The following is a 26,011-nucleotide window of genomic DNA, read 5'->3' on the forward strand; positions in this document are numbered from 1 at the left end:
CCAGCTTATTCAACTTAAAAATGAATATGTGTCTTGGTTAGTGTACGTCGCCGGGAATGGTCGCCCCGGCAGGTGGAGGCACCACCACCACAACCCTAGTTACCAGGAAGTAAGATAGCTGTAGGCAGTATTGGCGGTACCAGTACCATCCTTGAAGTTCTCTGGTACCGCCCTTTTTACTCAACTGAAAGCGCGCTCTGTCCATTTCGTTAAGTGTGTCAGTCGTTAAATCAGCCAACCGGAGCGCGCTTCCAGTTGAGTGGAGAAGCTAACAGGCGATTGCAGTCGCCCGTTTCACTAAGTGCCCTACCCTGGGTGCTTACTGAAACGAAACCCAAAACTTTTATTCACCTTCGGGTGAGGGATTCGTGCAACCAAAATTCAGCGCCGTGCAGGGCGCATATAACACGGAGAAACTAACAATGGGTAACTTAGTAGTCGTTTCAGAGCAGAAACCACGCATGACCAGAGAGCAGTTGATTGATGCTGCCCGTAAAGCCGCCCCTCTCCTTCCAGCTGCTTCCCAGTGGCTGATGAACGAGCTGGCGAACCGCTACGATGTAGCCTGCGTGGCGCTGTGCGAATCCATGGAACAGCGCAAAGCACTTCAAAGTGATGTCATCAATTGGGCCCGAGAATGTGATCGGGTCACTGAACGTCATACCAAGTCACCGTGCAACCTTCACGTCCTGTCAGCTCAAAGAGAACTGCGTGAGCTGGACCCAACAACTGCTGTTGTGATTAACGAAGGGACTCTGTGATGGCCGCTAACTCATTCAAGCTGATGACTCGTTCCGGGGTTATTAAGCGTACCGATACAGGCATGTTTATCAGCCTGGACGATATCCACGTTCGTGACGGTTTCAACAAGCGTGAAGACGATGGACGTACCCGCCAGGCAGATGACGATCTGTTCAACTACCTGATGAACGGTGGTTCAGTTCCGCCGCTGGAAGTTATCGCGCGTGATGAAGGTGGTGTGTGGGTTGTTGAAGGCCACCGCCGTCGCCGCTGCTATGCGCGCTGCCGTGATGCTGGTAAGCCAGTAGACCGAATCCACATCATGCCGTTCAGCGGTAACGATGTGCAGCGCCTGGCTCGCATCATGACCAGTAACAATCAGCTGCCCCTCTCAGCTATTGAACAAGCTGCTGTAATCCAGGAGCTGCATAACGCTTTTAACCAGTCCGCCAGCGAGATAGCAAAGCTGGTGAACAAATCAGTTCCTACCGTTGAGAAGTTGCTGGCGCTAAGTATGGCGAACCATGATGTTCAGCAGGTTGTAAAAGCTGGTGAGGTTTCTGTTGAAGTCGCTGTTGAGAGAGTAAAGGAACATGGCGAACGTGCTGGAGAAGTGCTGGCGCAGGACAAAGCCAAAGCAGCTGCTGCCGGAAAGAAAAAGGTCACCAAATCATTTATCGCTCCTGAAATCAGCGTGAAGAAAGCGCGTCGCGCTATCGAGTTGCTAGCACTGGCTCAGATAAGTGACGAAGGCGTTATCACCTTAGAAGGCCTCGCTCTTGCCGAAGTGCTGGACATTATCGACGAACAGAAACGTATCACTGCGGATCGCAGTAAGGCGGCAGCATGAACAGAGAAAAATTTGAAGTGTGGCTTAATCCTTTATGGCATCTGGAAACCTTCAAAGGTAGCGATGATAGCTTGCAGTACAGGGATGAAGTAATCCAGGGGAAATGGGAAACCTGGCAAGCAGCATCCAAAGCATCAGAGCAGCGGCTTGCTGCGGTGGTGGCGGAGCTTAGTGCGATTGAAGCTATCCACAACGACGCGGTATTTATCACCGATGAGCATTACGAGCAATGTCCGCCAGAAGCACAGAAAATTATTGGTGCGCTGGCCGTGCTCAAGATTCCTGCCTACGACGCGTACCTGGCTGAAGTGCGTACTAATGCTCGTGAAGAGGGCATCAACTATGCAGCCAGCCGACTCGCTGCCGCCTATAACCATGGGTTTGTAGATAAGCCACTGGCAGAGGTATATGACGTGGTGCGCATGATTCTTACAGCGAAAGAAGACCTAACAAATGACCCGGCCTCTGGAGAGTATGCCGAGAAGTCTCTGGTCGAGTTCGCCGCCCAGTTACGCCAAGGAGGCGAGCATGAGTAACCGATTCTACATGCTCTGTACGCGAGAAACCGTAGGGAGTAACGCCTCGTTCCACTGCCAAAATGGAAATGGGTATAGCTCCAACATCAACCGCGCGCACGAATACACACTGGAAGAGGCGCAACGCAGCTGGGAGTTGGGTAGAGAGATTGACCAGCCTGTATGCGCTGACAGCGTAGATGCCCTCGCCAAATGGCACGTTGATTGCCAGTACATTCCATCCGAAAGCGTTACCGAGGCTGGCTGTGATGCGTACGTTGCTTACCAGAAAGGAAGCTGGAACGGGAACGATGTTTACTGGCTCCAGAGTGGTGGCCTGCCCACTGATGACTTCTCTAAGGCGTTTGTATTTGTCTCTGCGAATACCCAAGAGCCAGGCGTTGTCTGGTTGCCGTTTTCAATAGCCGATAGGGTGAAACGCCGCACATTCAACATCCAGGATTTCAACCGTCACATTATGGTTCAGGGTGCTGGGTTGGTTATGCCCGACTGGTTGAAAAAACATAACCGTCGGCAAAAGGCGCGAAGTGGCAAGGTTCGCTGGAATTGCCCTTGCTGCGGGAAAATCAGCTGGCAGTACAACCCATATGATTTTGACGGGTGCCGCGACTATAAATGCGAAGAATGGAGACCCCAATGAACGATATCACCGCACTGATGGCGACCATGAAAGCGGCAGCAGAGAAAGCGACTCCGGGTGAATGGTGGTCTGATGTTGTCGAGACTGACGGCGAATATGGCGAGGGCGAGGACAGATTCTCAGGTTACCACTCATACGCGGTCTATGTCGGCAGCGAGTCATTGCTAGATATGACCAACTCTACCGCCGCGTGCATTCACGAAGAGTGGGATCACGATTACCACATGGCCTGGGATGAGACAGCTAAGCGCAATGCTGAATTCATCGCCGTCGCATCTCCCGACAACGTCAAGACGCTGGTAGAGGCGCTGGAGAAGGCGCAGCGGCATGAGCAAGAGTGGAAGTCCTTGTGTGAAGCGGCGGCGGTTGACCTCGATGACTGGCGGGAGATTGACGACAAGTCGCGTGGGTTGGTCTGCAAAATGGCTGATTCAATCATCGCACTTAACGAGCGCATCGCCGAGCTGGAGTCCCGCACCGTCACCGTGAAGTTGCCGGGCCCGTTGATGCCAGCTCAGCACAATAGCGGCGAGCTATTCATGACACCAGACAACGTTATCCACGGCGGATACCTGAATCGTGATGATGTGCTGCGCAACCTCCGCGCCGCTGGCATCCAGGTTATCGAAGGAGAGCAGAGGAATGGCTAAATCAACAGATGTACATGACCTGTTAACTGCTTACCAGCAACAGGCGCGAAAAATACCAGCGAAGGGTGTTTACGCCTCAAGGCATCGTCAGGTTGAAGTGAATGCGGCACGCGTGCGCAAGTTAATGCGCAAGCGTCGGCGCTCAGCTGGCAAGTCAAATAAGCTCGGCTATCGCTTTACTGCCGAAATGCGCGTCGCACTGATTTGCGATATGAACTTCTGGGCGCTGGTATGTCGCTCTAACCGCCAGAACTCCAATTTGACTGATGGAGTTGTCGTCGCTGCGGGAATTCCGGTTATCGAAGGAGAAGCATGATGATTCACTATCACGGTGGTCCCATTACGCCGGATACGTGCGCCATAAGGGCATGGAAAGGACGCCACGCGTTTATCAGTTTCGCGCACTCCGGACAAATTAACCTTGCAGCTGAATACTGCCAATCCTTCGCTTTAGATAACGGCGCGTTCACTGCATGGAAAGCAGCTGGCAAAAACAAAATCGACTGGAGCGATTACTACGAGTTTGTAGCTCGATGGAAAAATCATCCTGGTTTTGATTTCGCAATAATCCCGGATGTTATCGACGGCGGGGAAACGGAGAACGACGCGCTTCTTGATGAGTGGCCGCATGGTGAGTTCTTCGGCGTTCCGGTCTGGCATATGAACGAAAGCGACGAACGGTTTATCAGGTTGTGCAATGAGTATCCACGCGTGGCTATCGGCAGTTGTGGAGATTACGACGTTAAGCGTCCGAATCTAGCCGTGGCACGGATGAAAGACTTGCTTCGCCATATTACCGACACCCACGGCCAGCCAGTCACGAAGTTGCACGGATTGCGAATGCTTAACCCGCTTATCTTCACAAAGTTGCCGTTAGCCAGCGCCGACAGTACGAACGTCGCCCGTAATATAGGCATCGATAAAGCCTGGTCTGGTGCTTATGCGCCAGCCTCAAAGGAAACGCGCGCCACTTTGATGGTTGAGCGTATTGAGTCGCACAATAGCCCCGGCTCTCTCGCGTACTGCGAACAACGTGACCGGTTCGACATGCAATTGCAATTAGCGGTGTGAGGACTAACCGATGACAATCAACTTAACAGACCCAGCTAACCACCCGGCAAACGGAAGGCTCACAGGTGAGCGCATTGAACGTGTTATCGAAGCGCTGCAGCGTTCCATTCAGTACCAGAACGGCGGTGATATGGCATACGTCATCGCTGATGCGATTAAAGGGCTGGAAGAGTTGAATGTGATACGCAAAGCATCACCAGTACCGATAGTACCAGATGGCTGGAAATTGGTGCCGGTTGAGCCGACAGAGGCCATGATTGTTGATGGCTTCGAGTCTGAGCCAGATGAAGATTTTAGTGACCCGAAAGTATGGGCAGAATATGAAGGTATGAGTGGATGCCAACAGGCAGCTCACCGCGCAAAACTTTGCTGGGCAGCAATGCTTTCAGCTGCGCCAACAGCACCAGAGCAGGAGAATATTTAGCGTGAACCATTTAATGATCGACCTTGAAACCATGGGCACAAAACCAAATGCCCCCATTGTCTCCATCGGTGCTGTTTTCTTTGATCCTGCTAACGGTGAGCTGGGAAATGAGTTCTACCAGGTTATCACTCTTAAAAGCTCAGTAGATGGCGGTGCTGTTCCCGACCCAGAAACGATTATGTGGTGGATGCAGCAAAGCGAAGAGGCCAGACTGGCTATCTGCGATAAAGAATCAGCCGTAAGCATCGCTACAGCTCTCAGCAGTCTCGCTTGCTTCATCCGTGATAATACCAATCCTGATAAGGTTCAGGTGTGGGGCAACGGCGCAACGTTTGATAACGTCATTCTACGAGCCAGCTATGAACGTGAATGGATTCCTTGCCCATGGATATTCCCGAATGACCGTGATGTTCGAACCATCGTCGAGCTGGGGCGGCAAATAGGAATCAACCCGCGACGGGACATGCCGTTTGAAGGGGATATGCATAATGCCCTAGCAGATGCCAAACATCAGGCTAAGTACGTGTCTGCCATCTGGCAGCGTCTCATTCCGAACCAGATTGATAAGTAGAGAGGTTGTTATGACTACTAATGATTTTATGGAAGAGCAGGAAGTGTTCAACTTGCTTGGAAAGAAGAAGACTGCTGTTTGGCGCTTACGTAAAGATCATGGTTTCCCTATGCCTGTTTTGACCTATCCAACACGGTACAGCCGCAAAGCAGTAACGCGCTGGATAGAAGAAGGGGGTGTTAATCGAGCCGGTTAACATGCCACATTATTTTTTCTGCATACAACTCATACGCTTCTTTCTGCTCATCAAGCCAGTCGTGTTTGTTATACACGGCCATCACACCTGTAAGTTCGTGCCCCAGCATTTTCTCTGTAACATGGGGCGCGACTCCCTCCCCTGACAAATTTGTCACCAGTGAACGCCTGAAATCATGGGTCGTCCAGTGCGGTATATCAATTCCATTTTTTAAATTTCGGATGTACAAATTAGCGGTGCTTGCGTCAAGAGGCCGATCCAGGTACTTGCCAGGGAACAAAACCTCATTCCCCGCATTCAGCAATCGCTCAACGAACGGCTCCATTTGTTTGAAGATGGGTCTGCGGATAAGGTTCCCCATCTTCGAGTGCTCTTCTGGTGTTGTCCAGATCATGTCGTCCATATTGAACTCTGCCGGAGTCGCTAAACGCATTTCAGAAATGCGCGGCCCCCAAAGCATAGTCATTTGGTGCAGTACACGATTGGAGGTAACAAGCCTGGAATCCTCCATCGCTTTCCAAATTTTCGCCAGTTCTGTCCATGTCAGTACCCGTTTTCCCACATCCGGCTTTTTACCAATTGTCTTCACGCTCAGCTTTAACAGCTCACAAGATGGAACCAGCTGGCGGCTGATGCACCAGTTAATCACCGATCTTAGCTGAAGCATCAGAACGCGAGCTTTTTTGATATTTTTCTTTTCCTGCCGGGTAAAGAATTGCACCCAGTTTGACACTGGAATGTGTGCTACAGGCATATCTTCAAATTCTGTGTACATGGTGTTGTACACAACCGACCTATAGAGGGTCTGGGTATTTGGTTTTAGTGTTGTGGCGTAGTTATCCCACCACTGATCGAGACACTCTTTAAGAGTCAGTTCACCACCAGCTCGGGTAAAATAATTTTTTGGCGGGATACCCTTGGTGTACAATTCGCGCATCTCACCGACTATCACCCTGGCATCTTTAAGTGTGACTGCTGGATAACGGCCTACGGTCAAACGAACCGGCTTACCATTCCAGCGATATCGGTATTGAAATGTAATCGTTCCGACTGGCGTTATGCGTACACTCAGCCCATCACCATCTGTCAGCTCAGGCGCTCCAGAGTAGGGCTTACCGTGTATGCTTCGTAGCTTTGTATCGCTGAGTGCCATCTTGTAACCTGTACACAATGATTTTTCTCATTCTGTACTCAATGTGTACTCAATGGCAAGTGAACGACACAGATTTATAACGGAACAGATAGAGATAAACGGAACACAAAAGAAATGAATTGCTTGCCGCAGCAAGGGTTTTTGCGATAACATCACAAACAAGCAAAACGCTTAAGATTCAAGCCGTTCTATGTCCCCTTAGTTAAATGGATATAACGAGCCCCTCCTAAGGGCTAGTTGCAGGTTCGATTCCTGCAGGGGACAATCCTGCCGCTTTTCACTTCCTGTCATAAAGCCTAAAAAATCCTTATAAAACAATCAGAAACATTCTATAGCAGCCTTAACTAAAATCATTGTTTGTTAGCTAATATAAACTTAACGCGGGTATAAAAACGGGTATACCCGGTTCGATGGGAATTTATACCCGTCCGCGATGAGGCCTGACGGATACTAAAATACGCAAAACAAAACCAGATACTGAGAACGGGAAGATATCAAGCTAAGTGAAGGTAACGGCCTGTATTGCTGGATAGATCCGAACGGTTCCCGGTACTGGCGTTTCAGGTGACCGACGCACGCGCCGCCCGTGATGCTTATCTGTCCGATCTTGCTAACGGCATTGATCCCCGTCGTGTCATCCCGGAAAAAACAATCACGTTTGAAGAAACCGCCCGAACCTGGCATGAAAGAAAAAAGAAAGGCTGTGACGAAGACCACGCCGCCAGCGTTCTTCGCGGCCTGGAAAAGCATATATTCCCTGTTATCGGTAATGCCTCAATAAAAAACCTGCCCCCCCCGATCTGTTAGTACCATTAAGAATAATGGAAGAACAAGGCATTCTAGAAACAACTGCACGCCAAAAATGAAAGATGGGGATCGGCTCTATAAAGATTACGTCAACCATGCCCGATCAGCTGGTGACGACCCAACAAAAATTATTTCAGATGCCAAGCGTTCTCAAATTTCATGTAAAACCCCGTTTAATGCCTATTCTGGCGCTTCTTTCCTGCAATTTTCGAAACTGAAAAAATTCTCACCACGTAAACGCCGCGGGCGTGCGGATGAGCGCAGTTTTCGTCCTGCTGGCGTTTGCGTCGCAACAAATCAGTAACACACAACCACATGTACAACTAGCTGTACGTGTGGCATACTTACGCCGTAAGAACTTTGGCGGAGCAAACAAATGCAACATGTAAACTACACCGATGCTCGACAGCATTTAGCTGACCTGATGCAGCAGGCTAATGATGATCGTGCGCCAATCCTGGTTACGCGTAAGGGTGCTAAAAGCGTGGTAATGATCGACGCGGAAGAGTTCGCATCGATTCAGGAAACGTTACACCTGTTCAGTAACCCGGCGAACGCCGCACACATTGAAGCCAGCCTTGCATCGCTCGAACGCGGCGATTATGAGGAACTGGACGTTTAATGAAAGTCAGGATATCCCCGCAGGCAAAAAGCGATCTTCAGTACTGGGCCGAGAATGACCCAAAGACGCATACGAAGGTAATGGAGTTAATCAAATCGGCTAAGGAAAGCCCCTTCAAGGGGATAGGGAAGCCGGAGGCGCTAAAGCACCGTAAGCCCCTCTGGTCACGTCGCATCACGAAAGAACATCGCCTGGTGTACTACGTTGAGCAAGGCGATCTGTATATCGTCGCGTGTCGTTATCACTACACCACGATCTAACAACTTTTCCCTGGCTGGCGGGTTTGCCTTAAACTTTGCCAGCTAATCTTGCCCTCCCCTTTCTGTATGTGATTCTCAAAAAGGGAATCTCATGAAACGGGTATAAATACGGGTACAAACAAAACCATCATCATAAAAACAAATTTAACATCAATCAGTTATCATTAAAGGCGTTTCCTGCAGGGGACAAATCCCTCCCTCTCCAGCCGTAAACGTCCCAACAACTGCAATTACACAGCCCTACGACTTTTATATTATTACTCACAATATAAATAGCCACCTAACATACAAAAAACAAATCCAAGTTTATCAACCTGCCAATAAGTCGATCCCACAAACACTTTTGAAACATTGTTCCAAATCCACACTTTCGACATCATTTTTTGTGAACATCGTCAGCGAAATAATTGGTTACATTCATTAACCTGCACAACGAGCAGCATTAAGACCCTTTTTCGCTGCCCCTTCCCAGGGGCGGTTCTTACTCTGTTTTTCTCTATTAATGGATATTAATACGTGTCTGGAGAAGGAAAATGAAATTGACAAAAACACTGTTAAGCTTGTGCATTGGTTCGACCTTAATATTGACTGCCCACACGACTCTCGCGCAGATATTACGCGCCGCTGACGTCCATCCCGCCGATTATCCGAACGTCGTTGCCGTAAAACATATGGGTGAAAAACTCAGCACCGCAACCCAGGGCCGCCTTGATATTAAAACCTTCCCTGGCGGCGTTCTCGGCGATGAAAAGCAGATGATTGAGCAGGCGCAATTAGGTGCGATTGATATTATCCGTGTATCCATGGCCCCGGTTGCAGCGATTCTGCCTGAGATAAACGTCTTTACCCTGCCCTATATTTTCCGTGACGAAAACCATATGCATCAGGTACTTGATGGTATGATTGGCCAGGAAATTGGCGATCGTCTGACCGGTAATAGCAAGTCTCGACTGGTGTTCCTCGGTTGGATGGATGCCGGTACTCGTAACCTCATCACCAAAGAACCGGTCGCCAAACCGGAAGATCTTAAAGGGATGAAAATTCGCGTACAGACCAGCCCGGTAGCGCTGGATACCTTAAAAGCGATGGGCGCTAACGCCGTTGCTATGGGAACCAGCGAAGTGTTCAGCGGCATGCAAACCGGCGTCATTGACGGCACGGAAAATAACCCGCCAACCTTTGTAGCCCATAACTATTTACCGGTAGCGAAAAACTATACCTGGAGTAAACACTTTATTATTCCTGAACTGTTCCTGTTTTCAAAACCAAAATGGGATAAGTTGAAAAAAGAGGACCAGCAGTTAATTCTCAATCTGGCGAAAGAGGCGCAGATGGAACAGCGTCAACTTTGGCAAGTCTATAACGAAAAATCCCTCGAAACGATGAAGGCCAACGGCGTTCAATTCCATAATATCGACACCGAATACTTTTATAACGCTACTCAATCCGTGCGCGATAAATACGGTAAAGACCATCAGGATTTAATTAAGAAAATTCAGGACGTGAAGTAATCGTTCGGGCGGGTGAACCTGTTCATCCGCCTCAGTTCCATTATGTCTTCGAGGTTATGATTATGGACGAACGCTATTCGTCATTGATGGATATTATCTATCGTATCTCCATGTGGATTGCCGGGCTTGCGCTGCTGGTCATGGTTGCCGTTATTCCCGTGGGTATTTTTGCCCGCTACGTGATGAACAGCGCCCTCTCCTGGCCTGAACCGGTTGCCATTTTATGTATGGTGACTTTTACCTTTATCGGCGCCGCCGTCAGCTATCGCGCAGGCTCCCATATTGCCGTCAGCATGGTCACCGATCGTCTGAGCGAAGGCGCGCGTCGCGCCTGCCTGATCCTGGCCGACCTGATGCTGATGGCCATCAGTCTGTTTATCCTCTGGTACGGCACCCTGCTGTGCTACGAACTGTGGGAGCAGCCGGTGGCGGAGTTTCCGCTGCTCACCGCCGGAGAAAACTACCTGCCGCTACCAATTGGTTCCGCTATCACCCTGCTTTTCATCATCGAAAAGCTCTGGCGCGGGCCGCAGTATCAGCGCCCTGTCGTGATGCTGGGTTCCACCAGTTAAGCCCCGGTTATTGAGAAAAGGAATACAGATGGACGCATTTATTCTCGTCTTTACGCTCGGCATTATGCTGGCAATTGGGGTACCGGTGGCTTTCGCCGTGGGCATCAGCGCCATTATTGGCGCCTGGTATATTGATATCCCGCTGGAAGCGGTGATGATTCAGTTAACCAACGGGGTCAACAAATTCTCCCTGCTGGCGATTCCGTTCTTTATCCTCGCCGGGGCGATTATGGCCGAGGGCGGCATTGCCCGCCGACTGGTGAACTTCGCCTATATTTTCGTGGGCTTTATCCGCGGCGGCCTGTCGCTGGTGAATATCGTCGCCTCAACCTTCTTTGGCGCCATCTCCGGCTCGTCCGTGGCGGACACGGCATCGATTGGTTCGGTGATGATCCCGGAAATGGATAAAAAGGGCTATCCGCGCGATTTCGCCGCAGCGGTCACCGCCAGCGGTTCGGTGCAGGCCATCCTGACGCCACCAAGCCATAACTCGGTGATCTACTCGCTGGCGACCGGCGGCACGGTCTCCATTGCTGCACTGTTTATTGCCGGTATTTTACCGGGGCTGCTGCTGAGTTTAAGTCTGATGGTGATGTGCGTATGCTTCGCCCGCAAGCGCGGCTATCCGAAAGGTGAACGTGTGCCGTTCCGCCAGGCGCTGAAGATTTTCGTCGATACCCTCTGGGGACTGATGACCGTAGTCATCATTATGGGCGGGATCCTCTCCGGCATCTTTACCGCAACGGAATCCGCGGCCATCGCCTGTCTGTGGTCGTTCTTTGTGACGATGTTTATCTACCGCGACTACAAATGGTCCGAGCTGCCAAAACTGATGTACCGCACGGTAAAAACCGTCACTATCGTCATGATCCTGATTGGTTTTGCCGCCGCTTTTGGCGCCATCATGACCTATATGCAGCTGCCAATGCGTATCACCGAAGCCTTCACCAGCATCTCCGATAACAAGTATGTAATTCTGATGTGCATTAACATCATGCTGCTGCTGATCGGTACGCTGATGGATATGGCGCCGCTGATTCTGATCCTGACGCCGGTGCTGCTGCCGGTAACCAATGCGCTGGGCATCGACCCGGTTCACTTCGGGATGATTATGCTGGTTAACCTGGGGATTGGTCTGATTACGCCGCCGGTCGGTTCGGTGCTGTTCGTTGCCAGCGCGGTCAGTAAGCAGAAAATCGAGCAGGTGGTAAAAGCCATGCTGCCGTTCTACGGCGTCCTGTTCCTGATTCTGATGCTGGTCACCTATATCCCAGAGATCTCGCTGTTCCTGCCTAAACTCTTCGGGGTGATGTAAAAAACAGAGAGGCGACGTTTTCGTCGCCTCTATCCCAATGCTATTTGGCCCCCTACCTGCCTACTGAACGGCCTTCCACATCTCAACGCAGTTTCTTCCACGCTTTTTGGCAATGTAAAGCGCTTCATCCGCCAGTTGGATCAGCCGTTCATAGTCCGGGTGACCGTTAAACATCGCCGCTCCGATCGACAGCGACAGCGGGATATCATTACCGTCCGGTGCCTTCACTTTGGTTTTCTCAACCCGACTGCGGATACGTTCGGCGGTGCGCAGTGTATCAACCGGGGAAGCTTCGGTGAGGACGATAATAAATTCATCACCGCCGTAGCGGAACACGTAATCGCTGCTGCGCACGTTGTCATAAAAGACCTGAGACACCCGACGCAAAATATCATCGCCGGTGTTATGACCCCAGGTATCATTAATTTTCTTAAACTTATCGACATCAATCACCAGAATAGACAGCGGCGTGCCAACCCGGTTAGCGTGGGCGATTTCACGTTTAAAAATGGTTGGCAGAAAACGGCGGTTGAGCAGTTTCGTCAGCACGTCCATCCCTACCTCATGGCGAGAAACCTCTTCAAACAGCTCACGGAGCAGAGTCAGGATCTGCGATACCGTACTTCTAAGCAGGATCAGAAACTTATTACGCTGGGCTTTGTTGCCGAGCGATTTATCTCCCGCGCTCTGGACGTGGATAACACCATCGAAATCCTGCATCAGTCGGGAAATATGGCCCACTTCGGCAATACCGCTGAAGTAATGACGTCCCTTATGGTTAAACCACAGGCCAAAGTCCGACTGACTGAGCGGCATGCTGTTGCCGAGATCCGAATCCAGCACGACTTTATAGATAATATCGAGCTCCCAGGTCAGTAACGTGGCGATTTGCCGCTCTTTCTCCTCTTCGGCATTCTCCAGCAGCGAGAAGATTCGGTAGTTCTCATCCTCTTTCGATAGGCTGCTTTCACTGAAGGAAAATGCCCGCGACATAACCTCCATCGCCAGGTCAATACTGTTGATAGCGAAGTGGTAGATCTGCAGCTTATCGGCCGCCTCCTGCGAGCTGTAAATAATGGCGGGATAGAGGATTTTCTTCAGTACCCGGAATCCCATCTCCACCAGTTCAACCGGAATACCGATCCGCGCGTGCACTTCCGCAACGGTATGCTGGGCTTCAATCAGGCGGTCGATGTCCTCCTCTTTGCAGGAGAGAATATCGATAATCCACTTCTCCAGCGCGCTCTTGAGCTGTTTTTCCACCTGCTCATTGCTAAGGAACTCTTCAGCGTGAGGGTCGACCAGCACCACTTTATAAAATTCAGCGCACAGCGCATGCGCATTTGCGGCGGCAATCTCTGCGGCCAGCGTCCGTATGTGAGGTTCGGTCTGCTTAAGCAGCAACAGCCACTCGCCTTTCATCTTCTTCAGGTATGTCTCCATGGGCGACTCTCTCACATAACAATCATTCATAAATTAAATAACAACTATGCAACTATGACCTTTAGCGGCATAAGACACAAGCCACAGGCTTCACTTGCCCGGTAAGTTCTGGCAATCTGGCGACCACATTTTCCCGTATAAACAAGGCCGTCAGGATGAAACAGATCACCTGTAACGATATGCAACAGCAGAGCGCCGCTGCCGCTCAATCTCCACGACTGCGCGCGCACCGTAATTTCCATCCTGAGCTAAGCGATCCGGTTCAGCGTCTGGCGATTGCGATGGAGCCAGGTACCTACGTGCGCCCACACCGCCATCCGCATACCTTTGAGCTGCTGCTGCCGCTCAGCGGACGTTTTGTGGTGCTGAATTTTGACGAACAGGGAACGGTAACTCACCGGGCGGTACTGGGAGAAAGCTGCACCGTACTGGAAATGGCGGCGGGCACCTGGCATGCCGTGCTGTCGCTGGACAACGGCGGCGTGATTTTTGAAGTGAAACAGGGCGCGTATCAGCCTGTCGCTGAACAAGACTACGCGCCGTGGTCTCCGGCTGAAGGGGAAGCGGGAACCGCTGAATTGATGGCATGGTATGCCATGGCTCAGGTTGGTGACAGCACGCCAGCCCGCTGAGTGTCCTCAATGCCCCGCCATCCTGCGCGGGGCGTTTTTAACCACTGACGCTAAAGCCCTTCGGTAACGATTTTTGCCGCAGCGGCCAGTACATCGCGGCGACTTTCCGCCTTCTGCTCCGGCTGGGTAAAGTAGGTCACCAGAATCAGCGGCGCATGGTCTTCCGGCCAGATAACGGCGATATCGTTGGTCGTACCATAATCCCCGCTGCCGGTTTTATCTCCCACCACCCATGATGTTGGCAGGCCCGCCTGAATGCTCGCGCTGCCGGTGGTATTGCCCTTAAGCCACGTCACCAGTTGCGCCCGCTGGGTTTCCGCCAGCGCTTTACCCAGCGTCAGATTACGCAGCGTCTGCGCCATCGCCAACGGCGTGGTGGTGTCGCGCGGGTCGCCGGGGATAGCAGTATTGAGCGTTGGTTCGGTTCGGTCGAGACGGAAGGTTTCATCCCCCAGCGAACGGGCAAAGGCTGTGACTTTATCCGGGCCGCCAAGATGCGCAATCAGCTTATTCATGGCGGTATTGTCGCTGTACTGCAGCGCCGCCGCGCTAAGTTCCGCCAGCGTCATGGTGCCGTTAACGTGCTTTTCGGCTATCGGATTGTAGTTAATCAGATCGCTCTTCTTAATTTCAACACGCTGGTTTAAAAGCGTCTTATCACTTTCGCTCTGCTTGAGCACCGCCGCTGCCGCCATCACCTTACTGGTGCTGCACATCGCAAAGCGCTCGTCTGCGCGATAGACAATTTGCGAATCATCAGCGGTGTTAATCAGCGCCACACCCAGCCGTCCGCCCGTGCTTTTCTCCAACGCTTCCAGCTTTTGCTGCACGCTGCTGGTCCCGGCGTACAGTGCCGTACTGCCAAGCAGTAGCGGAAGAGTGGCCATCATCATTAACATTGTCCGGCGAACGCCCAGGGTCATCATAGAAAATCCTCTGTCAGTATTATCCCTCGTCCATTCAGTATTCATTGAAAAAACAAAAAGTAAAAACAAAACGGCCCGTTTTTTGCCGATCCGTAGCCGCATGTTCAATATCCGCGTCAGAGGGCACATTCTATTTCGCCATCCTGCCAATAAAGGGCTCAGGCGAAGAACGATGATTATCCGACATTCGTCACAAAATTAGCCTTTAAATCAATGGGGTTTAAGCGAGCAGAAAGCGGTAAACGAAACGTCGCCAGAATGGAATTTATTACCGTATGAAATTAAAGTGTCGCCGAATCACGACACTCGTAAGTAACTAAAAATTAATAAAAAAATCCCTCTTGTTTCCCCTCATCTTTAGGCGTACATTAGCGCCATCTGGAGCACAAATGCACAGAATTCTGAGGTGATGCCAGTCGCGAAAAGTCAGTCAGATTTTTCTGTCGGTTGATATCAACTCGCAGTACCACCCGGTCATAAGTGCGTAGAAAAAATTACGCGGAGAGATGAGTCGTGAAATATTTCTTTATGGGCATTTCCTTTATGGTCATCGTTTTTGCCGGCACGTTCGCCCTGATGATCTAGCCAATAAAAAGCAAAAAAAACAGGAGCCAATTGGCTCCTGTTTGCTTTTCTGGGGATGAAGCGATCAGCCCGCTGATTTACCCTCTGACGGCAGCAGGCCGTCGGCGCGGAACATCGCTTTGATGCCGCGAATGGCCTGGCGAATACGGTCACGGTTTTCAATCAGCGCAAAGCGCACATGGGTATCGCCATAGTCACCAAAGCCGATGCCCGGCGACACGCAAACCTTCGCATCCTGCAGCATCTTCTTGGCGAACTCCAGCGAGCCCATATGGGCGTACTGCTCGGGTATTTTAGCCCACACGTACATCGATGCTTTCGGCATGTCGACCATCCAGCCCGCCTCATGCAACCCTTTCACCAGCACGTCGCGGCGGCGCTTGTACTGCGCGGCGATATCGTGCACGCACTGTTGATCCCCTTCGAGCGCGGCAATCGCTGCAACCTGTAGCGGAGTGAAGGTACCGTAGTCGTGGTAGCTCTTAATACGCGCCAGGGCATTGACCAGGGTTTTATTACCCACCATAAAGCCAATACGCCAGCCCGCCATGTTGTAGCTTTTCGACAGCGTGAAGAACTCGACCGCCACGTCGCGAGCACCGGGAACTTCCATAATCGACGGCGCTTTCCAACCATCGTAGACGATATCGGCATAGGCCAGGTCATGCACCACCAGCACGTCGTAACGTTTAGCCAGCGCGACCACTTTTTCAAAGAATTCCAGCTCGACGCACTGCGCGGTCGGGTTCGACGGGAAACCTAAGATCATCATCTTCGGCTTCGGATAGCTTTCACGAATCGCGCGCTCCAGTTCGTTAAAGAAATCGACCCCTTCCACCAGCGGTACGGAACGTACCTGGGCTCCGGCAATTACCGCGCCGTAAATGTGGATCGGATAACTCGGGTTCGGCACCAGTACGGTATCGCCGTGATCGAGCGTCGCCAGCATCAGGTGCGCCAGCCCCTCTTTTGAACCAATGGTCACAATCGCTTCGCTTTCCGGGTCAATCTCAACGTTGTAGCGTTCCTGATACCAGCGAGAAATCGCCCGGCGCAGGCGCGGAATACCGCGTGAGGTAGAGTAGCCGTGAGTGTCCGGGCGTTGAGCCACGGTACAGAGCTTTTCGACGATGTGCGGCGGCGTCGCGCCGTCCGGGTTCCCCATGCTGAAATCGATAATATCTTCGCCGCGCCGACGCGCAGCCATTTTCAGTTCAGCGGTAATGTTAAAAACATACGGGGGTAAGCGATCGATACGCGTAAAACGGCGTTCAGGACTGGAGTCAGCCATAGGTTCCTCAGATTTACGTTAGCGCCCGAACCGTTCGAGCGACGCTGCCACCGATGTGGCATGACTAGAAAATAACCTGAAAAAATTGGCGCTGTCGAGGGGGCAGGTAAAAAAATATTTCCGCAGCGAAAAGGGGAAGGCCTACGAATGGGAATTAATCACTAGCGGTCAAAATCAGTAAAATTAAAACACAGATATAACAATATATTATCTAGTGATTTTCATTGGAGTTGTACTGAACGGTCGAAAATTTATGATCTCACCTCGGTGATTCGTTTTTTCTATCAATCCCCTTTTAAAAACAGGGTTTATCCCTATTCATGCGTACCGCTGGTCATCCGCCGCCGGGTTTCTTATCATAAGCGCTTTCCTGAAAACATTCGGCGCTCCCCCATGCACGAAATACTCAATATGCTGCTCGCGGTCTATGACCGGGCCGCATTAATGCTGATCTGTCTTTTTTTCCTGATTCGCATCCGTCTGTTCCGCGAACTGCTGCATAAATCAGCGCATACCCCGAAAGAGTTGCTGGCGGTCACGGTCATTTTCTCGATGTTCGCTATCTTCAGTACCTGGTCCGGCGTGCCGGTGGAAGGGTCGCTGGTGAACGTGCGGATCATCGCAGTGATGTCTGGCGGGATCCTGTTTGGCCCTTGGGTAGGCGGTATTGTGGGGATTATCGCCGGGATCCACCGCTACCTGATTGATGCCGGTGGCGTCACCGCGGTGCCATGTTTTATTACCAGCATTATTGCCGGGATCCTCTCCGGCTTGATTAACCGCCGGGTGCCAAAAGAGCTGCACTGGAAAATCGGTATTCTTGGCGGGATGCTGTGCGAAACGCTGACCATGATTCTGGTGATCGTCTGGGCGCCAAACATCGCACTGGGCGTGGATATTGTGTCAAAAATCGGTATCCCAATGATTGCCGGCAGCGTCTGCATCGGCTTTATCGTCCTGCTGGTACAGAGCGTTGAGGGGGAAAAAGAGGCCAGCGCCGCGCGCCAGGCCAAGCTGGCGCTGGATATCGCCAACAAAACGCTGCCGCTGTTTCGCCAGATAAACAGCGACACGCTGCGCCAGATTTGCGACATCATTCGTCAGGATATTCACGCCGATGCGGTAGCGATCACCAATACCGACCGGGTACTGGCCTACGTCGGCGTGGGGGAAGATAACTACCACAATAACGATGACGCCATCAGCCCCACCACCAAACAGGCGATCAACAATAACGAAATCATCATTAAAAACAATGATGAAGCCTATCGCACCCCGGAAATTCACTCGATGCTGGTGATCCCACTTTCCGAGAAAGGGGTCGTCACCGGTACGCTAAAAATTTACTACTGCCACGCGCACCAGATTACCTCCTCGCTGCAGGAGATGGCGATAGGGTTATCGCAAATCATCTCTACCCAACTGGAAGTTTCTCGCGCCGAACAGCTGCGGGAAATGGCAAATAAGGCAGAGCTGCGCGCGTTGCAAAGTAAGATCAATCCCCATTTCCTGTTTAACGCCCTGAATGCGATTTCGTCATCGATTCGCATGAACCCGGACACCGCCCGGCAGCTGATTTTCAATCTCTCGCGCTACCTGCGCTATAACATTGAATTAAAAGATGATGAGCAGATTGATATTCGTAAAGAGCTGTACCAGATTAAAGACTATATCGCCATCGAACAGGCACGTTTCGGCGATAAGCTCACGGTCATTTATGATATTGACGATGAGGTGAACTGTCTGATCCCTAGCCTGCTGATCCAGCCGTTGGTGGAAAACGCCATCGTGCACGGCATTCAGCGCAGCAAGGGGAAAGGCGTGGTTACCATCAGCGTAACGGAGTCTGGTAACCGCGTGCGCATTGGCGTGCGCGATACCGGGCCGGGTATCGACCCGCAGGTCATTGCGCGGGTTGAAGCCAACGAAATGCCGGGGAATAAGATAGGCCTGCTCAACGTGCACCACCGCGTCAAACTGCTGTACGGCGAAGGGTTGCATATTCGCCGTCTGGAGCCGGGCACGGAAATGTCGTTCTATATTCCTAACCAGCGTACGCCCGTGCCGGTCGCCGCCACGTTATTGCCCTAACCCGGAGCTTACATGAAAGTCATCATTGTCGAAGATGAATTCCTGGCGCAGCAGGAGCTGACCTGGCTGATTCAGCAGCATAGCCAGATGGAGATTGTCGGGACGTTTGACGACGGGCTCGACGTGCTGAAATTTTTGCAGCACAACAAAGTGGATGCCATTTTCCTCGACATCAACATTCCGTCGCTGGACGGCGTCCTGCTGGCGCAGAACATCAGCCAGTTTGCTCATAAGCCGTTTATCGTCTTTATCACCGCGTGGAAAGAGCATGCGGTGGAAGCCTTTGAGCTGGAAGCATTCGACTACATTCTGAAGCCGTATCAGGAATCACGCATCGTCACCATGCTGCAAAAGCTGGAAGCCAGTTGGCAACAGCAGCAGGCGGGTAGCGTCAGCGTGGCCAGCAGCGCGCCGCGTGAAAATGACACCATCAACCTGATTAAAGACGAGCGCATCATCGTGACGCCGGTAAACGACATCTACTACGCCGAAGCGCATGAGAAGATGACGTTTGTCTACACCCGCCGCGAGTCATACGTAATGCCGATGAACATCACCGAGTTTTGCGCCAGGCTGCCGGCCAGCCAGTTTTTCCGCTGCCACCGCTCCTTTTGCGTCAACCTGAATAAAATTCGCGAGATAGAGCCATGGTTTAATAACACCTACATTCTGCGCCTGCGCGACCTGGAGTTTCAGGTGCCGGTGAGCCGCAGCAAGGTGAAAGAGTTTCGCCAGATCATGCACCTCTAGTTCGGGAACAGGGAATGAAAGCGCCAGGATTACCCGCGGACCAACAATATTTTGCCGACCTCTTCAGCGGCCTGGTGCTTAATCCGCAAAGGCTGGGGCGCGTCTGGTTCGCGACCCAACCCGCCAGCCTGCCGAACGGCAGTCTGTGTCTCGACCTTCCACGGCTCGACGTAGTGCTACGCGGTGAATACGGTAATCAGCTGCATCAGGATCAGCAGCGCATGACCGAGGGCGAGATGCTGTTTATTCCCGCCCGCGCCGCGAACCTTCCTGTGAGCGACAAGCCGGTCATGCTGTTGAGCCTGGTCTTTGCTCCCGCCTGGCTGGGGCTGTCCTTTTACGATAATCGCACCGCCTCCCTGCTTCGCCCGGTACGCCGCATTGAACTGCCGCACCTACAGCGTGGCGAAGGCGAAGCCATTCTGACCGCCCTCACCCATCTGAGCCGTTCGCCGCAGATGCAGGACGTTATTCAGCCGCTGATGCTCAGCCTGCTGCACCTGTGCCGAAACGTGGTCAACACTCGCCCGGAGGCGCTGCGCCCTCGGTCAGAATTTCTCTACCAGAGCATGTGCAACTGGGTGCAGGACAACTATGCCCAGCCGCTAACGCGCGACAGCGTGGCACAGTTTTTTAATATCACGCCCAACCATCTCTCGAAGCTATTTACCCAGCACGGCACCATGAGCTTTGTGGAGTACGTGCGCTGGGTGCGTATGGCGAAAGCGCGAATGATCCTGCAGAAATATCATCTGTCGGTTGCCGAGGTCGCCAGACGCTGCGGGTATCAGGACAGCGACTATTTTTGCCGCGTGTTCCACCGGGAGTTTGGGCTAACGCCAGGGGAGTACGGGGCAAGGTTTAAGGGATAAGTCTTCTATTGGGCGAGCGGATGATATTGTTTCCCACCACAAGCAATTTTTGATTCCGTTTAAGCCTCCTGCAAACGCGCCAGCATATTTTTCCTGCTGACGTAAATAATCGCGCACAGCAATAGGCTCAGCAACGCGGTACCAATAAACACCCCCGCTCCGGTCATCGCTAGCAGCACGCCGCCAATTAACGGCCCGGCAGCGACGCCCAGCGTCGACAGGGTTGAGGCACCAAGATAGGCACCGCGATGCTCAGCCGGGGCCAGTTGATCGAGCAGAATATTCAGGTTCGGCATCAAAATCGCCTCTCCCATACTGAACAGGCAGGTAACCGCAAGCCAGATACTCATCTCCGTTGAACGTACGGAGAAAAAACACAACTGCGAGAGAAAGAAGATGGCACCGCCAATAAGAATACGTTTCGGCAGCGCAATGTGAGCCATAAAGCGCACGATAAACGTCTGAAATATCAGTACGGTACAGGCATTGGTAACCAGTATCAGGGTGATCAGCTTAATCGCGGCTTGACCATCGAGCGATAAAAGATACTGCGGCAGCACGGCCTCGTAGTGGATAAACACCACGCTGCACAAGATGCTGCACAGCAGGGCCGCCACATAGATGCTATCTCTGGCAATAATGCCTATCACCTGATGCAGTTTCACCACCGGGCCGCTGCCAGCGACCTCTTCGCCCAGCAGTTTACCCTTAGGGATAAACAACAAAACGTAGACGAAAAACGGCAGATAGCTCAGCCCAGTTATCAGGAATGTCCCTTTCTGCGACGTCAGGCCGAAAACGATGCCAACCAGAGGGCCGAACACCGCCGCGACGTTGATCAGGTAATAACGCATCTGTAGGGCAAGCGCACGGCGACGACGATCGCCGAGCAAGTCGCTCATCAGTGCGCGCACCGGCGGGTCAACCCAGGCAAAACAGACGCCGATAATCATCAGGCCGCAGATAAACAACGCCATGCTGGTCGCCTGCGCCAGGATGATATAACCCACGGCAGAAAACCCGCAGCCCAGCAGAAGAATGACCCGTCTCCCCAGTCGGTCAGAAATCTGCCCGCCATACATCCCCAGCACCACCGAGATCAGCGCGCTGCTGGTCATTGCCATGCCAATGGCAATCGGCGACATATGGTAATTCTGCGTCATGATCACCGCGATAAACGGCCACGCCATAAAATAGCTAAAGCGAATGACCAGGGTGAAAAACAGCAGCGCATGGACGGTAGCAGGGAACGTTTTGAGCGTCTGGAATAGTCCCGGAGCCGCGCAAACCTCAGCGGCGGGTTTTGTTGTCATAGTTCAGCTCGTTGGTAATAATTTTGTTGTAAGCGATTAAATATTAATAAGATTATTCAACCAGCACCGCAAGATAAATGTTAATGAAATGTTTAATTCACCTGTTTGTGATGTACAACCTCTTTGCGACAGCGAAATATAAGGGAAAGCGTGAAGCAGATGATAAAAGGCGGGAGTTAATACTAAAGACCCGGTTAGCGGACCAAAGAGGTAAATGACGCTACCAGATAAAGGTTCTTTTCACCCACAGTGAGCAGTTACCCCCCTAAAAATGAGGCGTCGGGCACCTGTCAGGTTGGTGTCGCCTCCCTGTCGTGCCACTGCTGGGAAAGATGTGCAAGACTCTTGCTATCACATATCTACGAGGCAGCAGCAATGAGTACAAGTGAGAAAATTAAAGCCTACCGGCTCAAAAATGCATGGTCACAGGAACAGTTGGCGCAACTGGCCTCCCTGTCGGTGAGAACGGTACAGCGTATTGAAAGCGGACACACTCCGGGGCTGGAAACCATCAGCGCGCTGGCCTCGGTATTTAATGTTACGGTATCAGAACTGTCGGAGGAGACAGATCCCACAAGCGAAGCCCTGGATACCCGGATCCACGACGCCAGACATCGCGTACAGGAGGAAGCGCGTTTCTACCGCGCTCTGACCATGGCCACGCTGGTTTGTGCCGGGCTGATGGCGGTGAACTACTTTTACTCGCCTGGCAGCTATTGGTCGCTGATAGTGACCCTTATCTGGGGTTCACTTATCGCCTTTCGCGGACTGAGAACCTTTGTCCTCCGGGAGCATATTGCCCAATGGCAGCACAACCGGATGCTGCGGCTTTTGCGTGAAAAAAAGGCCACATCGACGCCGGATAAACCACATACCGATAGCGACGCTAATTCATGATGTCATGAGCGATGGCCGGATAAAGTGTTTACGCAACCGTCCGGCAATTCGCCTCAGAAGCGCTATGCCAATTGATAGGGAAAGAGATGAACAACATTACTGGCTAGCGGGAAGAGCCCCAGGCTTTCGGTTCGTTTTCGAGCCTCTTCCCGCGGCAGCCCGGCAATCGGTTCGCGCCCACCCCAGATAAGCAGGCCTTTGTTGGCATAGTCAGCCATGACTTCCACCGTTTTGCCGTTGTTAAGCGCGATCAGCAACTTGTTCTCTTTCACCTGGTGCAGGGCACCATCAGCATTTGCAATAAACAGCGCAATACCGCCGCCCGAAGTGGAATTATTTTCATGATGCGGGGAGATAATCACGCCATTTGATGCCACCGGCATGATGTTCAGCGTCGAAAACGCGGTATCAGCCGAGGAGGCAGAGGGCATCCGCCCGCCCCAGATATGAATACCGTCGGGAATTTCCGCCGGTAACGGCTGCTGGCTTTCCGCCAGTTCTAGCGTCTTGCCGTTATCAAACTCAACCACAACGCTGCCGCCTTGCTGCAACGCTAAGCCGCCCTTCTGGTCGATGAGATAGAGGTTCATACCCTCCCCTTATTCAGCAGCAGATACACCGCGATCATCGCCACGATGTTCACTATCACGCTGATAATAAAATAGGTTTTAAACGGCTGTTTTTGCGTTTTATGGCGAAATACCTGCTGCCCCACCAGCGCGCCGGGCCAGCCGCCCACCACGCCAAACGCCAGAAGCGTCGCCTCTGGCACCCTGCGCCAGCCCTGACGAGCCGCCAGTTTATCGGCACCGTAAATCACCAGCGTCAGAACATTAGCCAGCAGGAACCACGCCACAACCGGATAGGGTGTAAAAACGCTGGCAAGAGCCGCCAGCGCCAGCAGCAAATAACAAAAGCGATTGAGATTCATCGTCGTCAGTACAAGGTTGTTGAGCGAATCGAAAGCGCATTATACGCAAAATGAATGTTTTTCACCTTCCCGGTGACCACCACCATGAACTTCTCTCATGTTGCAATGAAATTAAGTCGCTTTCCCTCTTCCACCGCCTCTGGCATAAATTATCAACATTAACTTATCGGCAACATTAAGACTGCTGAATGAGCAAACCAGAGCACAAACTCTGGGTACCAGGACGTGATTTTAATTTTCATTTCAGCACTCGGGATGCAAGACGCGATGAACAAAGACTTTACCTTTACGATTAAAAGCAGCCGTTTCGACGAGAACTATAACCCGGCGGAAAATACACGTATTACCACCAACTTCGCGAACCTGGCCCGTGGGGAAAATCGTCAGGAAAACCTGCGCAATACGCTGAAGATGATTGATAACCGTTTCAATACCTTAGCGCATTGGGATAACCCGAAAGGCGATCGCTATGCCGTTGAACTGGAGATTATTTCCGTCGAAATGAATATCGATGCGGAAGGGAAAACAAATGCCTTCCCGGCCATCGAAATTTTGAAAACGCATATTGTTGATAAGCAAACCAACGAGCGTATCGAAGGGATTGTCGGCAATAACTTCTCGTCCTACGTGCGGGATTATGACTTCAGCGTCCTGCTGTTAGAACATAATAAAAACCGTACAGAATTTAACATCCCGGATACCTTCGGCGACCTGCACGGCAATATCTTTAAGCGCTTCGCTCACTCCGCAGAGTACAAAGCGAACTTTAAAAAATCGCCGGTTATCTGCCTGAGCGTGTCCAGCAAAGACGTCTACCGCCGTACCGGTAACGAACATCCGGTGCTGGGGATTGAATATCAGCCGAGCAGCGCGTCGCTGACCGAGCAGTACTTCGGCAAGATGGGCCTGAAGGTGCGCTATTTCATGCCGAAAAACAGCGTCGCACCGCTGGCCTTCTTCTTCTCCGGTGACCTGCTGGCGGATTACACCAGCCTGGAGCTTATCAGCACCATCAGCACCATGGAGACGTTCCAGAAGATTTATCGCCCGGAAATTTACAATGCCAACTCAGCGGCAGGCCTGTGCTATCAGCCAGATCTGAACCAGCAGGATCACTCATTAACCAAAATTGTTTACGACCGCGAAGAGCGTAGCCGGTTAGCGATTGAGCAGGGCAAATTTACCGAAGAGCACTTTATTAAGCCTTACCAGAACATTCTTGAGCAATGGTCCGCAAGCTACGCTCTTTGATTAACGAAAAATACCAGGTTATCGACTATGAAAACATTGCTCCCTACCTCCACCGCCGGCAGCCTGCCGAAACCTTCCTGGCTGGCACAGCCCGAGACGCTATGGTCTCCGTGGAAACTGCAGAACGACGAGTTAATTGAAGGGAAGAAGGATGCGCTGCGTCTCTCCCTGCAGGAACAGCTGCTGGCCGGTATCGATATCGTCAGCGACGGCGAGCAGACCCGTCAGCACTTTGTTACTACCTTTATTGAGCACCTGAGCGGCGTCGATTTTGAAAAACGTGAGATCGTGAAAATTCGCAATCGCTACGATGCCAGCGTACCGACGGTGGTGGGTGAAGTGGCGCGTCAGAAACCGGTCTTTGTTGAAGACGCACGCTACCTGCGTCAGCTCACTAAGCAGCCTATCAAGTGGGCGCTGCCGGGGCCAATGACCATGATTGATACGCTGTATGACAACCACTATAAAAGCCGCGAAAAGCTGGCGTGGGAATTTGCCAAAATCTTAAACCAGGAAGCCCGTGAATTAGAAGCCGCTGGTGTGGATATCATTCAGTTCGATGAACCGGCATTTAACGTCTTCTTTGATGAGGTCAACGACTGGGGCATCGCCGCCTTAGAGCGCGCCGTTGAAGGGCTGAAATGCGAAACTGCGGTACATATCTGCTACGGCTACGGCATTAAAGCCAACACCGACTGGAAAAAGACGCTGGGTTCAGAGTGGCGTCAGTACGAAGAAGCGTTCCCGAAACTGCAGTCGTCGAATATCGATATTATCTCGCTGGAGTGCCACAACTCTCGTGTACCGATGGATCTGCTGGAGCTGATTCGCGGTAAAAAGGTGATGGTTGGGGCTATTGACGTGGCAAACCATGCGATTGAAACGCCTGAAGAAGTAGCCAACACGCTGCGAAAAGCCCTGCAGTTTGTCGATGCAGAGAACCTCTACCCGTCAACCAACTGCGGCATGGCACCGTTGCCTCGCCAGGTCGCGCGCGGCAAGCTTAATGCGTTAAGCGCCGGGGCCGAGATCATCCGCAAAGAGATCCTGAGCCGATAATCTCGTCTGTGCCCAGGCCGGATAAGCGCAACGCTATCCGGCCTACAACCT

General features: G+C 51.9%; 32 protein-coding genes and 1 tRNA gene. 26 read left to right on the forward strand and 7 right to left on the reverse strand.

What is annotated here, in order from left to right; genetic code table 11:
* The first annotated feature begins 461 nt into the window (after window positions 1-461).
* Genes AB2B48_RS11390 through AB2B48_RS11435 form a run of 10 tightly spaced genes read left to right on the forward strand, consistent with a single transcriptional unit; the run spans window position 462 to window position 5,679 of the window.
* Window positions 462-761 (forward strand): hypothetical protein, encoded by a 300-nt coding sequence (locus AB2B48_RS11390; RefSeq protein WP_368301805.1) that lies wholly within the window; start codon window positions 462-464, stop codon window positions 759-761.
* A complete protein-coding gene (locus tag AB2B48_RS11395) occupies window positions 761-1,591 on the forward strand; it encodes a chromosome partitioning protein ParB (RefSeq protein ID WP_368301806.1) in 831 nt (276 codons plus the stop codon). The genes AB2B48_RS11390 and AB2B48_RS11395 overlap by 1 nt, the downstream gene beginning before the upstream one ends.
* Window positions 1,588-2,127 carry a hypothetical protein gene (locus tag AB2B48_RS11400; protein WP_368301807.1) on the forward strand — a complete coding sequence of 180 codons (540 nt, stop codon included), beginning with the start codon at window positions 1,588-1,590 and terminating at the stop codon, window positions 2,125-2,127. The genes AB2B48_RS11395 and AB2B48_RS11400 overlap by 4 nt, the downstream gene beginning before the upstream one ends.
* On the forward strand, window positions 2,120-2,767 hold the full coding sequence (locus AB2B48_RS11405; protein ID WP_368301808.1) for a hypothetical protein: 648 nt from the start codon (window positions 2,120-2,122) through the stop codon (window positions 2,765-2,767). Before AB2B48_RS11400 ends, AB2B48_RS11405 begins: the two co-directional genes overlap by 8 nt.
* Window positions 2,764-3,417 (forward strand): ead/Ea22-like family protein, encoded by a 654-nt coding sequence (locus tag AB2B48_RS11410; protein ID WP_368301809.1) that lies wholly within the window; start codon window positions 2,764-2,766, stop codon window positions 3,415-3,417. Before AB2B48_RS11405 ends, AB2B48_RS11410 begins: the two co-directional genes overlap by 4 nt.
* Entirely contained in the window at window positions 3,410-3,733 is a 324-nt protein-coding gene (locus AB2B48_RS11415; protein WP_368301810.1) for a hypothetical protein, read from the forward strand. The genes AB2B48_RS11410 and AB2B48_RS11415 overlap by 8 nt, the downstream gene beginning before the upstream one ends.
* A complete protein-coding gene (locus tag AB2B48_RS11420) occupies window positions 3,733-4,488 on the forward strand; it encodes a hypothetical protein (RefSeq protein ID WP_368301952.1) in 756 nt (251 codons plus the stop codon). Before AB2B48_RS11415 ends, AB2B48_RS11420 begins: the two co-directional genes overlap by 1 nt.
* A 10-nt stretch (window positions 4,489-4,498) precedes the next feature.
* The gene (locus AB2B48_RS11425; RefSeq protein WP_368301811.1) at window positions 4,499-4,912 is read left to right on the forward strand and encodes a hypothetical protein; all 414 of its coding nucleotides are present in this window, start codon (window positions 4,499-4,501) and stop codon (window positions 4,910-4,912) included.
* Window position 4,913: 1 nt separating this feature from the next.
* Window positions 4,914-5,483: a 3'-5' exonuclease gene (locus tag AB2B48_RS11430; protein WP_368301812.1), complete on the forward strand. Its 570-nt coding sequence runs from the start codon at window positions 4,914-4,916 to the stop codon at window positions 5,481-5,483.
* A 10-nt stretch (window positions 5,484-5,493) separates the two neighbouring features.
* Complete coding sequence (locus tag AB2B48_RS11435; RefSeq protein ID WP_274512729.1) at window positions 5,494-5,679, forward strand: hypothetical protein; 186 nt, start codon at window positions 5,494-5,496, stop codon at window positions 5,677-5,679.
* On the opposite strand, the gene AB2B48_RS11440 is transcribed toward AB2B48_RS11435, so the two are convergent.
* Complete coding sequence (locus AB2B48_RS11440; RefSeq protein ID WP_368301813.1) at window positions 5,663-6,832, reverse strand: tyrosine-type recombinase/integrase; 1,170 nt, start codon at window positions 6,830-6,832, stop codon at window positions 5,663-5,665. The genes AB2B48_RS11435 and AB2B48_RS11440 overlap by 17 nt on opposite strands.
* 192 nt (window positions 6,833-7,024) lie before the next feature.
* Here AB2B48_RS11440 and AB2B48_RS11445 point away from each other — a divergent pair.
* The 8 genes from AB2B48_RS11445 to AB2B48_RS11480 all read left to right on the forward strand — a co-directional run bounded on the left by AB2B48_RS11445 (window position 7,025) and on the right by AB2B48_RS11480 (window position 11,919).
* Window positions 7,025-7,096 (forward strand) — tRNA-Arg (locus tag AB2B48_RS11445).
* A gap of 300 nt (window positions 7,097-7,396) precedes the next feature.
* Window positions 7,397-7,639, forward strand: a complete 243-nt coding sequence (locus tag AB2B48_RS11450) for a phage integrase central domain-containing protein (RefSeq protein ID WP_368301814.1) — start codon at window positions 7,397-7,399, stop codon at window positions 7,637-7,639.
* 55 nt (window positions 7,640-7,694) lie between these two features.
* Window positions 7,695-7,943, forward strand: coding sequence for a hypothetical protein (locus tag AB2B48_RS11455; RefSeq protein WP_368301815.1), 249 nt, complete (start codon window positions 7,695-7,697; stop codon window positions 7,941-7,943).
* Window positions 7,944-8,015: 72 nt separating this feature from the next.
* Window positions 8,016-8,261 (forward strand): type II toxin-antitoxin system Phd/YefM family antitoxin, encoded by a 246-nt coding sequence (locus tag AB2B48_RS11460; RefSeq protein ID WP_368301816.1) that lies wholly within the window; start codon window positions 8,016-8,018, stop codon window positions 8,259-8,261.
* Window positions 8,261-8,521, forward strand: coding sequence for a Txe/YoeB family addiction module toxin (locus tag AB2B48_RS11465; protein ID WP_368301817.1), 261 nt, complete (start codon window positions 8,261-8,263; stop codon window positions 8,519-8,521). Before AB2B48_RS11460 ends, AB2B48_RS11465 begins: the two co-directional genes overlap by 1 nt.
* 533 nt (window positions 8,522-9,054) lie before the next feature.
* Window positions 9,055-10,032, forward strand: coding sequence for a TRAP transporter substrate-binding protein (locus tag AB2B48_RS11470; protein WP_368301818.1), 978 nt, complete (start codon window positions 9,055-9,057; stop codon window positions 10,030-10,032).
* A gap of 62 nt (window positions 10,033-10,094) precedes the next feature.
* A complete protein-coding gene (locus AB2B48_RS11475) occupies window positions 10,095-10,604 on the forward strand; it encodes a TRAP transporter small permease (RefSeq protein ID WP_368301819.1) in 510 nt (169 codons plus the stop codon).
* 28 nt (window positions 10,605-10,632) lie between these two features.
* On the forward strand, window positions 10,633-11,919 hold the full coding sequence (locus AB2B48_RS11480; RefSeq protein ID WP_368301820.1) for a TRAP transporter large permease: 1,287 nt from the start codon (window positions 10,633-10,635) through the stop codon (window positions 11,917-11,919).
* Window positions 11,920-11,979: 60 nt separating this feature from the next.
* On the opposite strand, the gene AB2B48_RS11485 is transcribed toward AB2B48_RS11480, so the two are convergent.
* Window positions 11,980-13,362: a diguanylate cyclase gene (locus tag AB2B48_RS11485; RefSeq protein WP_368301821.1), complete on the reverse strand. Its 1,383-nt coding sequence runs from the start codon at window positions 13,360-13,362 to the stop codon at window positions 11,980-11,982.
* A gap of 155 nt (window positions 13,363-13,517) precedes the next feature.
* On the opposite strand from AB2B48_RS11485, the gene AB2B48_RS11490 reads away from it, so the two are divergent.
* Window positions 13,518-13,994 (forward strand): WbuC family cupin fold metalloprotein, encoded by a 477-nt coding sequence (locus AB2B48_RS11490; RefSeq protein WP_368301822.1) that lies wholly within the window; start codon window positions 13,518-13,520, stop codon window positions 13,992-13,994.
* Between the two features lie 50 nt (window positions 13,995-14,044).
* Here the strand turns inward: AB2B48_RS11490 and blaCTX-M are convergent, their stop codons facing one another.
* Window positions 14,045-14,920: a CTX-M family extended-spectrum class A beta-lactamase gene (gene blaCTX-M / locus AB2B48_RS11495; RefSeq protein ID WP_368301823.1), complete on the reverse strand. Its 876-nt coding sequence runs from the start codon at window positions 14,918-14,920 to the stop codon at window positions 14,045-14,047.
* Between the two features lie 513 nt (window positions 14,921-15,433).
* On the opposite strand from blaCTX-M, the gene ypdK reads away from it, so the two are divergent.
* Window positions 15,434-15,505, forward strand: a complete 72-nt coding sequence (gene ypdK, locus AB2B48_RS11500; RefSeq protein ID WP_100249902.1) for a membrane protein YpdK — start codon at window positions 15,434-15,436, stop codon at window positions 15,503-15,505.
* A gap of 64 nt (window positions 15,506-15,569) precedes the next feature.
* On the opposite strand, the gene alaC is transcribed toward ypdK, so the two are convergent.
* A complete protein-coding gene (alaC, locus tag AB2B48_RS11505) occupies window positions 15,570-16,796 on the reverse strand; it encodes an alanine transaminase (RefSeq protein WP_333494377.1) in 1,227 nt (408 codons plus the stop codon).
* Between the two features lie 393 nt (window positions 16,797-17,189).
* On the opposite strand from alaC, the gene AB2B48_RS11510 reads away from it, so the two are divergent.
* From AB2B48_RS11510 to AB2B48_RS11520, 3 genes are read left to right on the forward strand one after another with little or no spacing between them, the layout of a single operon-like run.
* Window positions 17,190-18,887, forward strand: coding sequence for a sensor histidine kinase (locus AB2B48_RS11510; RefSeq protein WP_220438236.1), 1,698 nt, complete (start codon window positions 17,190-17,192; stop codon window positions 18,885-18,887).
* 12 nt (window positions 18,888-18,899) lie between these two features.
* Window positions 18,900-19,637 (forward strand): LytR/AlgR family response regulator transcription factor, encoded by a 738-nt coding sequence (locus tag AB2B48_RS11515; protein WP_185669514.1) that lies wholly within the window; start codon window positions 18,900-18,902, stop codon window positions 19,635-19,637.
* Between the two features lie 14 nt (window positions 19,638-19,651).
* A complete protein-coding gene (locus AB2B48_RS11520) occupies window positions 19,652-20,509 on the forward strand; it encodes a helix-turn-helix domain-containing protein (RefSeq protein ID WP_368301824.1) in 858 nt (285 codons plus the stop codon).
* Window positions 20,510-20,568: 59 nt separating this feature from the next.
* On the opposite strand, the gene AB2B48_RS11525 is transcribed toward AB2B48_RS11520, so the two are convergent.
* Window positions 20,569-21,822 (reverse strand): MFS transporter, encoded by a 1,254-nt coding sequence (locus tag AB2B48_RS11525; RefSeq protein WP_368301825.1) that lies wholly within the window; start codon window positions 21,820-21,822, stop codon window positions 20,569-20,571.
* A 375-nt stretch (window positions 21,823-22,197) separates the two neighbouring features.
* Here AB2B48_RS11525 and AB2B48_RS11530 point away from each other — a divergent pair, with 375 nt between their 5' ends.
* On the forward strand, window positions 22,198-22,719 hold the full coding sequence (locus AB2B48_RS11530; RefSeq protein ID WP_368301826.1) for a helix-turn-helix domain-containing protein: 522 nt from the start codon (window positions 22,198-22,200) through the stop codon (window positions 22,717-22,719).
* A gap of 62 nt (window positions 22,720-22,781) precedes the next feature.
* Here the strand turns inward: AB2B48_RS11530 and AB2B48_RS11535 are convergent, their stop codons facing one another.
* Together AB2B48_RS11535 and AB2B48_RS11540 are read right to left on the reverse strand one after the other, a co-directional pair.
* Window positions 22,782-23,309 carry a hypothetical protein gene (locus AB2B48_RS11535; RefSeq protein WP_368301827.1) on the reverse strand — a complete coding sequence of 176 codons (528 nt, stop codon included), beginning with the start codon at window positions 23,307-23,309 and terminating at the stop codon, window positions 22,782-22,784.
* Entirely contained in the window at window positions 23,306-23,650 is a 345-nt protein-coding gene (locus tag AB2B48_RS11540) for a DUF1294 domain-containing protein (protein ID WP_368301828.1), read from the reverse strand. Before AB2B48_RS11540 ends, AB2B48_RS11535 begins: the two co-directional genes overlap by 4 nt.
* Before the next feature lie 267 nt (window positions 23,651-23,917).
* Here AB2B48_RS11540 and AB2B48_RS11545 point away from each other — a divergent pair, with 267 nt between their 5' ends.
* Together AB2B48_RS11545 and AB2B48_RS11550 are read left to right on the forward strand one after the other, a co-directional pair.
* Window positions 23,918-24,901 carry a DUF1852 domain-containing protein gene (locus AB2B48_RS11545; protein ID WP_368301829.1) on the forward strand — a complete coding sequence of 328 codons (984 nt, stop codon included), beginning with the start codon at window positions 23,918-23,920 and terminating at the stop codon, window positions 24,899-24,901.
* A gap of 27 nt (window positions 24,902-24,928) precedes the next feature.
* The gene (locus AB2B48_RS11550) at window positions 24,929-25,960 is read left to right on the forward strand and encodes a methionine synthase (protein ID WP_368301830.1); all 1,032 of its coding nucleotides are present in this window, start codon (window positions 24,929-24,931) and stop codon (window positions 25,958-25,960) included.
* Window positions 25,961-26,011 lie beyond the last annotated feature (51 nt).

Origin of the sequence: Kluyvera sichuanensis, assembly GCF_040930405.1 — a bacterium.
GTDB classification, from domain to species: domain Bacteria; phylum Pseudomonadota; class Gammaproteobacteria; order Enterobacterales; family Enterobacteriaceae; genus Kluyvera; species Kluyvera sichuanensis.

Coding starts and splice junctions, on each gene's coding strand:
- AB2B48_RS11540 (WP_368301828.1), bottom strand. CDS start 23,650: ATGAATCTCAATCGCTTTTGTTATTTGCTGCTGGCGCTGGCGGCTCTT.
- AB2B48_RS11485 (WP_368301821.1), bottom strand. CDS start 13,362: ATGGAGACATACCTGAAGAAGATGAAAGGCGAGTGGCTGTTGCTGCTT.
- AB2B48_RS11550 (WP_368301830.1), top strand. CDS start 24,929: ATGAAAACATTGCTCCCTACCTCCACCGCCGGCAGCCTGCCGAAACCT.
- AB2B48_RS11520 (WP_368301824.1), top strand. CDS start 19,652: ATGAAAGCGCCAGGATTACCCGCGGACCAACAATATTTTGCCGACCTC.
- AB2B48_RS11475 (WP_368301819.1), top strand. CDS start 10,095: ATGGACGAACGCTATTCGTCATTGATGGATATTATCTATCGTATCTCC.
- AB2B48_RS11455 (WP_368301815.1), top strand. CDS start 7,695: ATGAAAGATGGGGATCGGCTCTATAAAGATTACGTCAACCATGCCCGA.
- AB2B48_RS11395 (WP_368301806.1), top strand. CDS start 761: ATGGCCGCTAACTCATTCAAGCTGATGACTCGTTCCGGGGTTATTAAG.
- AB2B48_RS11525 (WP_368301825.1), bottom strand. CDS start 21,822: ATGACAACAAAACCCGCCGCTGAGGTTTGCGCGGCTCCGGGACTATTC.
- blaCTX-M (WP_368301823.1), bottom strand. CDS start 14,920: ATGATGACCCTGGGCGTTCGCCGGACAATGTTAATGATGATGGCCACT.
- AB2B48_RS11535 (WP_368301827.1), bottom strand. CDS start 23,309: ATGAACCTCTATCTCATCGACCAGAAGGGCGGCTTAGCGTTGCAGCAA.
- AB2B48_RS11415 (WP_368301810.1), top strand. CDS start 3,410: ATGGCTAAATCAACAGATGTACATGACCTGTTAACTGCTTACCAGCAA.
- AB2B48_RS11405 (WP_368301808.1), top strand. CDS start 2,120: ATGAGTAACCGATTCTACATGCTCTGTACGCGAGAAACCGTAGGGAGT.
- AB2B48_RS11465 (WP_368301817.1), top strand. CDS start 8,261: ATGAAAGTCAGGATATCCCCGCAGGCAAAAAGCGATCTTCAGTACTGG.
- AB2B48_RS11470 (WP_368301818.1), top strand. CDS start 9,055: ATGAAATTGACAAAAACACTGTTAAGCTTGTGCATTGGTTCGACCTTA.
- AB2B48_RS11390 (WP_368301805.1), top strand. CDS start 462: ATGACCAGAGAGCAGTTGATTGATGCTGCCCGTAAAGCCGCCCCTCTC.
- AB2B48_RS11480 (WP_368301820.1), top strand. CDS start 10,633: ATGGACGCATTTATTCTCGTCTTTACGCTCGGCATTATGCTGGCAATT.
- AB2B48_RS11410 (WP_368301809.1), top strand. CDS start 2,764: ATGAACGATATCACCGCACTGATGGCGACCATGAAAGCGGCAGCAGAG.
- AB2B48_RS11400 (WP_368301807.1), top strand. CDS start 1,588: ATGAACAGAGAAAAATTTGAAGTGTGGCTTAATCCTTTATGGCATCTG.
- AB2B48_RS11460 (WP_368301816.1), top strand. CDS start 8,016: ATGCAACATGTAAACTACACCGATGCTCGACAGCATTTAGCTGACCTG.
- alaC (WP_333494377.1), bottom strand. CDS start 16,796: ATGGCTGACTCCAGTCCTGAACGCCGTTTTACGCGTATCGATCGCTTA.
- AB2B48_RS11425 (WP_368301811.1), top strand. CDS start 4,499: ATGACAATCAACTTAACAGACCCAGCTAACCACCCGGCAAACGGAAGG.
- AB2B48_RS11545 (WP_368301829.1), top strand. CDS start 23,918: ATGAACAAAGACTTTACCTTTACGATTAAAAGCAGCCGTTTCGACGAG.
- AB2B48_RS11435 (WP_274512729.1), top strand. CDS start 5,494: ATGACTACTAATGATTTTATGGAAGAGCAGGAAGTGTTCAACTTGCTT.
- AB2B48_RS11530 (WP_368301826.1), top strand. CDS start 22,198: ATGAGTACAAGTGAGAAAATTAAAGCCTACCGGCTCAAAAATGCATGG.
- AB2B48_RS11420 (WP_368301952.1), top strand. CDS start 3,733: ATGATTCACTATCACGGTGGTCCCATTACGCCGGATACGTGCGCCATA.
- AB2B48_RS11515 (WP_185669514.1), top strand. CDS start 18,900: ATGAAAGTCATCATTGTCGAAGATGAATTCCTGGCGCAGCAGGAGCTG.
- AB2B48_RS11490 (WP_368301822.1), top strand. CDS start 13,518: ATGAAACAGATCACCTGTAACGATATGCAACAGCAGAGCGCCGCTGCC.
- AB2B48_RS11510 (WP_220438236.1), top strand. CDS start 17,190: ATGCACGAAATACTCAATATGCTGCTCGCGGTCTATGACCGGGCCGCA.
- AB2B48_RS11440 (WP_368301813.1), bottom strand. CDS start 6,832: ATGGCACTCAGCGATACAAAGCTACGAAGCATACACGGTAAGCCCTAC.